This window comes from Nocardia cerradoensis NBRC 101014, assembly GCF_000308535.1.
Taxonomy (GTDB): Bacteria; Actinomycetota; Actinomycetes; order Mycobacteriales; family Mycobacteriaceae; genus Nocardia; species Nocardia cerradoensis.
Map to the genome: position 1 here is coordinate 1 of NZ_BAFW01000105.1, position 11,604 is coordinate 11,604.

12 protein-coding genes and 1 pseudogene are annotated in these 11,604 nt (G+C 68.9%); 7 read left to right on the top strand and 6 right to left on the bottom strand.

Annotated elements, in window-relative coordinates:
- On the bottom strand, nt 1-1,137 hold a 1,137-nt coding region (locus tag ON23_RS11400), incomplete at its 3' end, for an AAA family ATPase (protein WP_223273667.1).
- Between the two features lie 53 nt (nt 1,138-1,190).
- Between ON23_RS11400 and ON23_RS11405 the strand changes: the two genes are divergently transcribed.
- Complete coding sequence (locus ON23_RS11405) at nt 1,191-1,649, top strand: winged helix-turn-helix transcriptional regulator (protein WP_039778081.1); 459 nt, start codon at nt 1,191-1,193, stop codon at nt 1,647-1,649.
- 7 nt (nt 1,650-1,656) lie between these two features.
- Here ON23_RS11405 and ON23_RS11410 read toward each other — a convergent pair whose 3' ends face one another.
- Complete coding sequence (locus tag ON23_RS11410) at nt 1,657-2,478, bottom strand: alpha/beta fold hydrolase (RefSeq protein ID WP_039778071.1); 822 nt, start codon at nt 2,476-2,478, stop codon at nt 1,657-1,659.
- A gap of 192 nt (nt 2,479-2,670) precedes the next feature.
- On the opposite strand from ON23_RS11410, the gene ON23_RS11415 reads away from it, so the two are divergent.
- Entirely contained in the window at nt 2,671-3,414 is a 744-nt protein-coding gene (locus ON23_RS11415) for a hypothetical protein (protein ID WP_039778072.1), read from the top strand.
- Entirely contained in the window at nt 3,411-4,241 is an 831-nt protein-coding gene (locus ON23_RS11420; RefSeq protein ID WP_039778073.1) for an alpha/beta fold hydrolase, read from the top strand. The genes ON23_RS11415 and ON23_RS11420 overlap by 4 nt, the downstream gene beginning before the upstream one ends.
- 41 nt (nt 4,242-4,282) lie before the next feature.
- On the opposite strand, the gene ON23_RS11425 is transcribed toward ON23_RS11420, so the two are convergent.
- Nucleotides 4,283-5,497 (bottom strand): site-specific integrase, encoded by a 1,215-nt coding sequence (locus ON23_RS11425; protein ID WP_039778074.1) that lies wholly within the window; start codon nt 5,495-5,497, stop codon nt 4,283-4,285.
- Nucleotides 5,498-5,571: 74 nt separating this feature from the next.
- Between ON23_RS11425 and ON23_RS11430 the strand changes: the two genes are divergently transcribed.
- Nucleotides 5,572-6,027 (top strand): GNAT family N-acetyltransferase, encoded by a 456-nt coding sequence (locus ON23_RS11430; protein WP_039778075.1) that lies wholly within the window; start codon nt 5,572-5,574, stop codon nt 6,025-6,027.
- Nucleotides 6,028-6,207: 180 nt separating this feature from the next.
- Nucleotides 6,208-7,626 (top strand): rifampin monooxygenase, encoded by a 1,419-nt coding sequence (gene rox / locus ON23_RS11435; RefSeq protein WP_039778082.1) that lies wholly within the window; start codon nt 6,208-6,210, stop codon nt 7,624-7,626.
- Between the two features lie 13 nt (nt 7,627-7,639).
- Here the strand turns inward: rox and ON23_RS11440 are convergent, their stop codons facing one another.
- Both ON23_RS11440 and ON23_RS11445 read right to left on the bottom strand, forming a co-directional pair.
- Nucleotides 7,640-8,416, bottom strand: coding sequence for a PaaI family thioesterase (locus ON23_RS11440; RefSeq protein ID WP_039778076.1), 777 nt, complete (start codon nt 8,414-8,416; stop codon nt 7,640-7,642).
- 85 nt (nt 8,417-8,501) lie between these two features.
- Nucleotides 8,502-9,263, bottom strand: a complete 762-nt coding sequence (locus ON23_RS11445; RefSeq protein ID WP_039778077.1) for an enoyl-CoA hydratase — start codon at nt 9,261-9,263, stop codon at nt 8,502-8,504.
- Between the two features lie 75 nt (nt 9,264-9,338).
- Between ON23_RS11445 and ON23_RS11450 the strand changes: the two genes are divergently transcribed.
- Complete coding sequence (locus tag ON23_RS11450; protein WP_039778078.1) at nt 9,339-9,812, top strand: flavodoxin family protein; 474 nt, start codon at nt 9,339-9,341, stop codon at nt 9,810-9,812.
- Between the two features lie 70 nt (nt 9,813-9,882).
- Here ON23_RS11450 and ON23_RS11455 read toward each other — a convergent pair whose 3' ends face one another.
- Nucleotides 9,883-10,461 (bottom strand): DinB family protein, encoded by a 579-nt coding sequence (locus ON23_RS11455; RefSeq protein WP_039778079.1) that lies wholly within the window; start codon nt 10,459-10,461, stop codon nt 9,883-9,885.
- 552 nt (nt 10,462-11,013) lie between these two features.
- On the opposite strand from ON23_RS11455, the pseudogene ON23_RS11460 reads away from it, so the two are divergent.
- Nucleotides 11,014-11,604: pseudogene (locus tag ON23_RS11460) on the top strand (coiled-coil domain-containing protein); the annotation flags it as partial.

An 11,604-nucleotide genomic window follows, 5' to 3' on the forward strand; every position in this document is an offset into this window, starting at 1 on the left:
AGCGAGGGTGCTGCCGGCCGCGCGCTCGAGGTCGGCAGCCAATCGCTCGTCGGTTCCGAAGGTCGCCTCCGCGCGGTGCCAGGCGGCTCGCATCGCATCTGCGGTGGCATCGGCCAGTGCGCGGTGCACCCGTGCCCGATCCGACAGCGCAGCCGCGCCGTACACAGTGGAACGGATCAGTGGATGGCGCACCAGCATCTGCCCGCCGCCGACAGTGACCAGTCCCGCCCGTTCCAGCGGCGCGAGCTGATCCGGCAGCGAGAGTCCGGCATGCCGGGCCGCGAGATGGATCTCCGCCACCGACCCGTGCGCGGCCGCGATGAGCAACAGCAGTAGCCGGCTGTCTTCGGGCAGGGCGTCGAGCTGTGCCAGGAACGCGCGTTCGACCCGCTGGCTGGTGGGCAGAGGTTCACCGACCGGAATTCGGCCGGTGCGGTGTCTCCCGAGTGCCGCACCCAGTTCGATCACGGCCAGCGGATTGCCGCCGGCCTCGTCCAGTACGCGCCGACGCAGGTGGACGTCGAGTGTGCGCGGTGCCTCACGTAGGGTATGTGTGAGTAACTGTTCCGACTCTTCGGGCCGTAGTGGGCCGAGCTCCAGCCGCTGGATCCCTTCCAGCCGCGGGGTGTGGCCACCCATCCTCGCCCGTTCGGCACACAACAGCAGCAATGGCGCGTTGCTCAACCGCCGGGCGACGAAGGCCAGCACGTCCAGCGACGACTGGTCGAGCCATTGCGCGTCGTCGACGAGGAGCAGCAACCGGCCCGTGGTCGCCGATTCCTCCAGTAACCCCAGCACCGCCAGCGAGACCAGCAGGCGATCCGGCGGCGGACCGTCTTCCAGACCGAATGCCGTCATCAGGGCCGCGCGCTGCCGCCGGGGCAGTGCTTCGGCCTGGGCGAGCACCGGATGGATCAATTCGTGGATCCCGGCGAAGCCCACTTCAGTCTGACTCTGCAGACCCGAACATCGAAGCACCCGATACCCGGTCGCCGCGGCGGCCTCCGCCGCGGCAGACAGCAGGGTCGATTTGCCGATACCCGCCTCACCGTCGATCACCAACGCCGTCCCGCTGCCGCCGACCGCCGACAGTGCGGTGGTGACTGCGGCCAGCTCCGCGGATCGCCCGAAGATCACTCACCTACGCTACCTACCTGAGTTGGAGATGCCAACTCAGGTACGCTGTGAGCGTGCGCACCGATTCGTGGTCCGAGAATGCCTGCCCGATCGCCCGTGCCATGTCGGTCCTGGGGCGCCGCTGGTCCGTACTGATCGTGCGAGAGGCCATGCTCGGCCGGTCCCGGTTCTCCGAGTTCCGGGACCGGTTGGGCATCGCATCGGATGTCCTCAGCGCCCGGCTCTCCGACCTGGTGGCGTCGGGAATCCTGGAGGTCGTCGAATATCGGCAGCCCAGCGACCGCACCCGAAGCCGTTATGTGCTCACCGACGCCGGGCGCGATTTGGCGCCGGTGCTGGCGGCGATCGGGCAGTGGGGACACGCCCACGTGGCCCGCCCGCGCAGCAGCGGCTATCGGTTCGTCGACGCCGCCACCGGCGAACCCGTGGGGCTCGGTTTCCGCCGTCGCGACGGTGAACAGGTCGCGCCGGCGGACATTGTCCTTACGCAATGGCTTCCGGACCGGCCCTGAGATACGGCTAGCTTCGAATGAACTCCAGCAGGTCCCGGTCCAGCTGCTGCTGATAATCGCCGTGAATGCCGTGCGGCGCACCGGGATACACCCGGAGGGTGCCGTACCGGACGAGATCGATGGCCTTGGCCGCGGCGGCCTGGATCGGCACGATTCGGTCCCCGTCGCCGTGCGCGATCAGGATCGGCATATCCAGTGCCCGCAGGTCCTCGGTGAGGTCGGTTTCGGAGAACGCGCGCACGCAGTCGTAGGCCGACGCCAGGCCCACCCTCATGCCCTGCAGCCAGAAGTGGTCGACCAGCCCCTGGGACACGGCCGTGGGGTCCTGGTCGAAGCCGTAGAACGGCAGCGCCAACTCTTTCCAGTACTGCGACCGATCCGCCAGCACCCGCGCGCGGATCTCGTCGAACGCCTCGATCGGCGTACCCTCCGGATTGCCCGTCGAGCGCACCATCACCGGGGGAACGGCGCCGATAGTGATCACCTTACGAACCCGGCCCGCACCGTGGCGCGCCGCATAGCGCACCACCTCGCCACCGCCGGTGGAATGTCCCACCACCACGACTTCCTCGAGCCCCAGCGTGTCGATCAAGGCCGCCACGTCGGCCGCGTAGGTGTCCATGTCGTTGCCCGTCCACACGTGCTCGGAGCGGCCGTGCCCCCGCCGATCGTGCGCGATGGCTCGAAATCCTTTGTCCGCCAATAGTTTCAGCTCGACATCCCAGGCATCGGAACTCAACGGCCAACCGTGACTGAAGACGACCGGCAGGCCGCTTCCCCAATCCTTGTAATACAGCTGAGCACCGTCGGAACCTTCGAAATAAGGCATGCCAGCAGTGTCGGCCGCCCGCTACCGGCCCGCCATACGTCGAATGACCACGAAACAGGCGCTCACCACCCGCCCGCGGCGAATGGTCATTCTGCGGATACCCGCCGGCACCCTCGGCCGCGACAGTGGTTGTCGGGGATCGACGAGAAGCGGAGGAAACGGGATGACGACCCGCAACGAAAAGGAGATGCCGTGACAGATGTGGCACAGACGGTCCTGCGGGCCTACGGCGGCGAACGCTGGACGGAACTGACCTCGATCACCGCGCACAAACGCTTCGGCGGCGCCCTCTGGGACATCAAACAGGTACCCGGCATCGTGGACGACGGTGAGGTCACAGTGTGGATCCAGGACCAGCGCACCTCGCTGCGGCCGTTCACCGCACCCGACCGCAGATCGGTGTACACGCCGGATCGAGTCGCCATCGAGACCCTCGACGGGCAGGTCGTGGCGGCACTCGACCGTCCACGGGCCTCATTCGAGGGGCACACGCTCGGAACGCCGTGGACGCCGGTGCAGTTGGCCTACTTCACCGGCTACGCGATGTGGACCTACACCGCCGAGCCGTTCAACCTCACCCTGCCGGGCGTGCGGATCGAGGAGGGCGAGCCGTGGAGCGAAGACGGACAGCGATGGCGACGACTGCACGTGGACTACCCGGCCACAATCGCCACTCACAGTGCGCATCAGGTGCTCTACCTGGACAGGGACGGGCTCATCCGCCGTCGTGACTACCAGGTCGACATAGCCGGCGGATCACCCGCAGCCCACTACGTGTCGGATTTCGACGAGGTCGACGGCGTCGTGGTGCCGCGCACTCGGATGATCTACGTCCGCGACGCGGACAATCGCCCGATCCCGGAACAACTCGTCGTGTCCATAGAACTCACCGATATCACGCTCGACCGAGCGAACGGAAAAGGAATTCCCGCATGACCTATCTATCCGATCAGGCCGAGGATCGCTTCGTCGACGGGCCCGAAGGAGAACGCTTCCACTACCGGCGTTTCGGGCGGCCTTCGACGGTTCCTCTGGTGTTGTGTATGAGACTGCGCGGCACCGTCGACCATTGGGACCCCGCGTTGTTGGATGCGCTGGCCGCCGAACGGGAGGTCATCGTGTTCGACAACCGGGGAACCAATGCCTCCACCGGCAGCGCACCGACGACCATCGACGGGCTCGCCGACGGCGGCATCGCCTTCCTACGAGCGCTCGGCCTCGAGCAGGCCGACGTCCTGGGCTGGTCGCTGGGCGGCATCGTCGCGCAAGGCATCGCCCTGCGCGCCCCGGAGCTGGTCCGCCGCCTGATCGTCGCCGGCAGCACTCCCGCCGGTGTGCCGAATCAGCCGCCGCCGCCTGCGCGCGTGGGCGAAATCCTCACCCACGCTGTCAACGACGACGAGGATTACCTGTACCTGTTCTTCCCCGACACCGATCACGGCCGTTCGGCCGGCCTGAAGTCTTTGCGGCGCTTGGATTCTCGCCTCGGTCGGTCGAAGGCCGCAGTCGGAGACGACACCTACCGCAAACAACTCGCGGCCATCGCCGCCTTCGGCGGATACTACGAGCGGCTTACCGAGCTGACGCTGCCCGTGCTCGTGGCCAACGGCGCCCAGGACGTCATGATCAACGCATACGCGAGTTTCGCCATGTCCCAGCGGCTCGCCGACGCGAAGGTCGTGTTGTACAGCGACGCCGGCCACGGATTCCTGTTCCAGCACATCGAGGACTTCGCCCACGAAGTGGACCGATTCCTGAGCTGAACGGGAGGCCCGCCGGCGAGCCATCCGGAGGGCGTGACTTCTCACAACCCCAATTTCGTTACCGCGTTGTCCTCCAAGGGATTCGCGGTGCGGATGTAGCCGTGCACGGTGCGCGGATTGGACCAGCGGCCCTGGCGCATGATCTCGCGGTCACTGGCGCCGCCCAGTGCGGCCTGGGTGGCGAATCCGGCGCGCAGCGAATGTCCGGAGAACAGGGCCGGATCCAGTCCCGCCCGTGCGGCGTAGCGTTTCACCAACTCCGCCACCGCCCGTCCCGAGATCGGCTGCGCGCCGATGCCGCCGTGCCGCGACACCGGCGGGAACAGCGGGGCCTGCGCATCCACGCGGGTGGCGCCGGTGAAGCCGTGGCAGCGGTGGATGTCGCCGGCGGCGGAAGTGCGCTCGGTCCAGGCCCGCAGATCGTCGGTGCCGCCCGCGGCGTGGATATCGCGCAGGTCGATCCACTCGGCGAATGCGCACACCGGGCAGGTCGAGGGTCGCGCCCCGCGCGGCAGGGCCACCGACTGGGCGCCGGCGCCGGTCGGATCGGTCTTGGTCGCCGGCAGCCGCACCAGCAGCACGGGTTCGCCGGTGCGGTGATCGAGGGTGACCGCCACATCGCCGACGCGGAGTCCGGCGAGTTCGCTGCGACGCAGCGCGCCGGCGAATCCGACGAGCAGCATCAGCCGGTCGCGGCGGCGGGCCGGCTCGGTCGGCCAGCCCGGGGCCGGCAATCCGTCCAGCAGTTGCGCCAGCGTGTGCAGCAGCACGGGACGTTTCCGGTTGGGCACGCTGCGACGCGTGCGGCGGATGCCGCGCAGGGTCAACCGCACCACATCCGATCGGGTCGGGGAGGGGAGTCCGTTGGCCGCATGGACCGCGGCGATGGCGGCGCTCTTGCGTTCCAGCGTGGCCGGCCCGAATGCCCACTCGCCGGAGGGTTTTCGCGCATCCGCGGCCGCGGCCAGATACACCGCGACATCGAGGGCGTCCGCGGGCAGTGCGCACCGCGCCTCGGCCGCACACCACGCCGACCACCCGACCCAGTCGGATCGATAGGCGCGCACCGTGTTCGGCGACTGCGAGGCCTCCAGATAACGGCCCAGCGCCCCGGCCTGCTCGGTGTCGAAACGCTCCCGCACCATCCGCAGGGCGACCGTGTCGACGAGCACGCTGCGCACTCCCCGCCGTAATTCGGTGCGAACCGCCTCCGGCACGGCGATATCGACGACCACGGGATCCGGTGACACGCTCATCGCGAGACAGGCTACCGGGCAACGACGTTCGCCGCGCCCGCCCGCGCCGGGAAGAATGATCGACCGTGCCGCCCGTGACAGTTGCCGCCGATGATCCCGCCCGCGCCGATGTGCGAGCGCTGGCCGCCCGCCATCTGGCCTTCGCGCGGGCACACACCCCGGCCGGCGCCGTGTTCGCGCTCGACCCGGACACAGGTGCCGATCCGCACCTCACGCTGGTCACCGCTCGCCGCGACGGGATGCTCCTGGGTATGGGCGCGGTGCGCGATCTCGGTGCCGGGCACGGGGAACTGAAATCCGTGCACACCGACGAAGCGGCGCGCGGACACGGTGTCGGCACCGCGATCGTCACGCATCTGCTCGCGCTGGCACGCGCACGCGGCTGGGTGCGGGTGAGCCTGGAAACCGGTGTGGGAGAAGCGTTTCGGCCCGCCCGAACGCTGTACGCGCGGTGTGGATTCGTCGCCTGCGGCGCCTTCGGCGACTACGCCGACACCGGAACGAGTGCGTTCATGACGCGCACGGTGTGAGCACCGGGCGAAAAGGGAGTGGGTGAACGGAAACAGACCCCCTTCCACTTTCAATATATAGCGCACAGGGGGCCTTGCGGCAAGGCCCGGGTTGTGCTGCACAATCGTCGGGCCAACGCCACGACCTGCGGAAATCGGCTGTTCCGCGGGCTGTGCCCTCACCGTGTCGAATGGGGTTTCATGATTGACGTGATCGTCGCCGGCGCCGGACCTACCGGTCTGATGCTGGCGTGCGAGTTGCGGTTGCACGGCCTGAACCCGGTCGTGCTGGAGAAGGAGACCGAGCCGACGAAGGTGGTCCGCGCGCTGGGCCTGCACGCGCGCAGTATCGAAGTGATGGATCAACGCGGACTGCTGGAGCGGTTTCTCGCGCTGGGCACGAAGTATCCGGTCGGCGGGTTCTTCGCCGGTATCACGGCACCGCAGCCGGAGCTGGACTCGGCGCACGCCTATGTGCTCGGCATTGCGCAGACCGTCACCGATCGGCTGCTCGCCGAGCATGCGGCCGAACTCGGCGTCGACATCCGGCGCGGCCACGAAGTGGTCGGCGCCATCCAGGACGAGGACGGCGTAACCGTCGAACTGGCCGACGGCAGCCGGCTGCGCGCGCAGTATCTCGTCGGCTGCGACGGCGGGCGCAGCACCGTGCGCAAAATCGCGGGAATCGATTTTCCCGGTGAGCCGTCACGGGTGGAGACGCTGCTGGGGGAGGTCGAGCTGGACGCGCCCCTGGAGACCGTGACCGCGGTGGTGACCGAGGTCCGCAAGACACAGCGACGCTTCGGGGTCGGGCCGTCGGGCAACGGGACGTTCCGATTCGTGGTGCCGGCCGAAGGACTGTCCGAGGACCGCACGGTGCCGCCGACGATGGAGGAGGTCAAGCGGCAGCTGGTGGCCACCGCCGGCACCGACTTCGGCGTGCATTCACCGCGCTGGCTGTCGCGTTTCGGCGACGCGACCCGGCTGGCCGAGCGGTATCGTTCCGGGCGCGTGCTGCTGGCCGGGGATGCCGCGCACATCCATCCGCCGGTCGGCGGTCAGGGCCTCAACCTCGGCATCCAGGACGCGTTCAATCTGGGATGGAAGCTGGCCGCCGAACTCGCCGGCTGGGCCCCGGCCGGTCTGCTGGACAGCTACGAGTCCGAGCGGCACCCGGTCGCCGCCGACGTGCTGGACAATACGCGCGCCCAGATGGAGTTGATGTCGCTCGAGCCGGGCCCGCGGGCGGTGCGCAAGCTGCTCACGGACCTCATCGACATCGACGAGGTCAACCGGCGGCTGACCGAGAAGATCACCGCCACCGCGATCCGCTACGACTTCGGAGAAGGGCACGAACTGCTCGGCCGGCGCCTGCGGGATGTGCGGCTGAAAGACGGGCGTCTCTACGAGCTGATGCACGCGGGCCGCGGACTGCTGCTGGATCAGACCGGCCGGCTGTCGGTGGCGGGATGGGCCGATCGCGTCGATCACGTCGTCGACGTCAGCGAGGAATTGGATGCGCCCGCGGTGCTGCTGCGGCCGGACGGGCATGTCGCATGGGTCGGCAGCGACCAGGACGAGCTGCTCGCCCATCTGCCGACGTGGTTCGGCGCGGCCTGATCACGCGCCGGAGCTAGGTCGCGGCACCGAAGGTGCGGGCGGTGGCGATGGTGGCGAGACGGTCGTCACCGCCCGTGTCGCGCAGATCGACACGTCCCACGCCACCGCGCATCGTCGCGGTGGCCGTCACCGGACCCACCTTGGCCGGTTGCAGATAGCGGAGACCGAGGAAGGCGAGGCTGTCGCCCGGCGCCAGGGACAGCACGGCTTCCTCGGCCGCGACGGCGATGAGGCCGCCGTTGACGCTGCCCGCGGCGTTGAGCACCTCGTCGGTGCGCGGAAGAACGGCCACGCCGGGGCGCACCCGTTCGCAGCCCAGGCGTTCGGCCAGGGGAGTGGTGAGCCGGTCGCGCCCGGCCGGCATATCGAGGCTGAGCGCGCGGGGAAGGTGCAGGTCCGGGTCGGGTGCGACCATGAAGGAGGCACCGGCCAAGCCCAGGGGTTCGCCGTCGACGGCGAAGTCGATCTCGGCCACGAAGACCGACCGGCCCACCTTCACGGTGCGGCCGATCGCCTCCAGTTGCCCGGCCGCGGGCGCGGGCCGGTAGAGGTGGACGTCGAGTTCCAGCGTCACCGGTACCCGTGGATGCATCACCAGCGACGCCAGCAGTCCGGCCACGGTATCGGCCCAGGTGGCGAGGATGGAAGTGCGCAGATGCATGGTTCCCGGCGCGTGCAGTTCCGGCACGATGGTCGCGGACCCGTGCACTTCGTCGCCCGCGCGCCGGGTGGCGAAGCCGAGTTCGAGCAGCACGTGGCGGCGCGGGGACAGTCTGCTTTCGACACTCACGGCATCTCCTCCGGTCCGGTGTGTCCCGGCCGGGCCACACACGAGCGATTTGATTCTACTTCAAAGAGAATCGCATTCTCGTCGGCTATCGCGGGGCGCTGATACGCGCCTTCATCGCGGCGAGCCGGGCGGCGAATTCCGCGGAATCCAGCGATGCCACCTGGGGCACGATCTCCGCGTCGACGGCCTCGGCATGCGAGTCCAGTGTGCGCGTGTGGCGCATCGTGGCTTTGGTGGTGATCAGCAGCTCGCGCGGTGCCTCGGCCGCGCCGGCCGCCAATTCGACTGCGGCGGAAACCAAGTCGTCGTGGTCGCCGAGCACGACACGATGCACCAGGCCCGCGCTGTGTGCCGCGTCGGCGTCGAGGATTTCGCCCAGCAGCGTCATCGCCGCCGCCCGCTGCGCACCGACCGCGCGCTGCAACATCCACGTCATGCCGCCGCCCGGATGGATGCCCAGCCGCAGGAATCGCGCATCGAACCGGGCGCGCGGCCCGGCGAGGCGCACATCCGCGGCCAGAGCCAGATTCAGTCCCGCGCCGACCGCGGCCCCGCCCACCGCCGCGACGGTGGGCAGCGAACACTCGGCCACGGCGAGGAATCCGGCGTAGATGGCCCGCAGTCCCTCTTCCGCCGCCTCGCCCAGGGCGCTGAGGTCGGCGCCCGCGCAGAATGCCGGGGGAGCCCCGGTGATCACCACCGCGTGCACCCCGGCATCGGCCTCCGCCTCCGCGATCGCCGCCGCCAGCTGCTCGGACAGCCCGAGTGTCAACGCATTCCGGCGCTGCGGGTCCGATACCGTCACCACCGCGACCGTATCGCGCCGCTCCACCGTGATCTCCGCCATGGCGTCATCGTAAGGGAGTGTGCGGTCGATACGATCCGGGAATCCCGGTCGAACCGGACGAGCAAGGGAGACCGCATGAAAGCCGTCATCGTCTGTGTCTCGGTATCGCACGGCAATACCCGGCGTATCGCCGATGCCCTGGGCGAAGTGCTCGGCGCCCGGGTCGTCGGGCCCGACGAACTCGATCCCGCCGATCTGGCCTCCTGCGACCTCGTGGGATTCGGGTCCGGAATCTTCACCATGAACTTCCATCCCCGTTTGCGCGAGCTGATCCGGACGCTGCCGGCGCAGTCCGGCACCAAGGCCTTCGTCTACGCCACCAGCGGCATGCCGGAAACGCCCCTGCGCCGCTATACCCGTTCTCTGGCAACACTTCTCACCGATCGCGGTTTCACGGTCGTCGACACGTTCACCTGCCGCGGGCTCGATACCTGGCTGCCGATGCGAATCGTCGGCGGGGTCAGCAAGGGCCATCCCGACACCGCCGACCTCCACGCTGCACGCACCTTCGCCGAAGGACTACGCGCCCGCATCACGGCCGGATCCTGACACCTCCGCCTCCAGATCATTCACCCGGCCGGTACGCGGCGGCACCCGGCCCGCCGCGTCATGCCGCCGATCAGCCTGCGGTCCGGCCGTCCAGTGACTCGCGGATGATGTCGGCGTGCCCGGCGTGCTGCGCGGTCTCCTGGATCAGGTGCATCAACACGCGGCGCACGCTACGGACCGCCCCCGCCTCGTGCCACGGCGCGTCGGGGAGCGGGTGTGTGGCCGCGAGATCGGGTACGGCGGCGATGAGCTCCTCCGTGCGCGCGGCGATCTGCTCGTAGCGGCTCAGGATGTCGGCGAGTGTTTCGCCGGGCAGCATGACGAAGGTATTGCGGTGGTCGATGGCCCACTGCGGGAACTCCCGCGCGGTGCCGGAGACGAAGTCCGCCCAGGTGACGCCCTCGGGCAGCTCGTAGTTCATGGCCGAGGGACCCTCCACGACGAACCGCTGCCAGTTGTTCTCCATCGCCGCCACGTGTTTGACCAGCCCGCCCAGGCTCAGCGCGCTGACGGTGGGATGCGCGCCGGCCTGCTCGTCGGTCAACCCGTCGATGGTGGCGCGCAAGGCGCTGCGCGCGGTGGCGAGCTGGGCGAGCAGATCGGCCCGTTCGCCGTCGAGTGCGGTCGCCGGGGTGTTCTCGATGGTCATCGTGGTCCTTTCGGGTTGTTGTCGATTCGGCACCGACGATCGCAGGGAACTAGGTCGGATCATGTCCGCTTGTCGCCGATCGGAGAAATTCACGGCGCGGGGCGTCCACTGCTCGTATGCGGGCGATGGCGTCCGCTACCGGTCACCACCTCATCCTGGTCGCCCGGCCCGCCGCTGACGAGATGTGCCCCGGCCTGCCGCTGCTGAGATGTGGCGTCGCCGCGATCCGGCAATCCGTGAGTCACCCGTACGAATCCGCTGTCGCCGCCCGCCGCCCGCCGCGCCCGAGGCCGTCGGCGCGGCTTGCGAGTCGATTGGTACGGACGTACCACCGGGCACAGTTTTACGTCAATTGCGTTGGGGTTACGTTTAGTTGGGTGTGACCAAACGTAAACGTAATAGCCAGAGCGAGTTCGACGGAGAAGTGTGGATCTGACCTCCGATAAGGTTCACTTATCGGAGGTCAGCTCTGCGCGGAAAGGCTTGTTGTCTAACCCCTTTCGTTTCGTGTCATTCCGTTGGATACGACGAAACAAACGCTACGATTCATCTGTGTCGAGCATCTGTAACTTCCCGGGCTGCACCCGCACCATCACTCGCGGCGGAACGCCGGGACGGCCCTCGGAATACTGCGATCACCCCGAGCACACGCGATGGCGGGCATGGCGGGAGCGACAGCGGCGCCAGCAGGAGGGTGAGGAGCCGGAGACGAACGTCACTGTGACGCAACCGGGTCCGGTCACCGCCGCCCGGTTGCGGGCCGACGAGATGCTCACTCAGTTCCGGACCCTGGCCGATCAGCTGAGTAACACGTTGTCGGTAGCCGTGGCCGAATTGTCGACTCTGGCCGACCCGTCGGTGGCGGAGGCGCAGGTCCAGGCAGTGCAGGCAGACGCCGCGCGGCGCATCGCGGAAGCCGAGGTGGCGACGGTGGCGGCGGAGAAGGCGCGGCGCGAGGCCGAGGAAGCCCGCGCCGCAGCGGAATCCGCGGCCGAGGACGCGGCCGCGGCCGCCGAGTCCGCCGAGGCGCGCATCGCGGAGGCGCTCACCGCGCGCGACGACGCGCTGCGAGAAGTGCAGCGCGTCAGCAAACAGGCGGCCGACGACGTCTTCGCCGCGCGCACCGAGGCCGACGCCGAAATC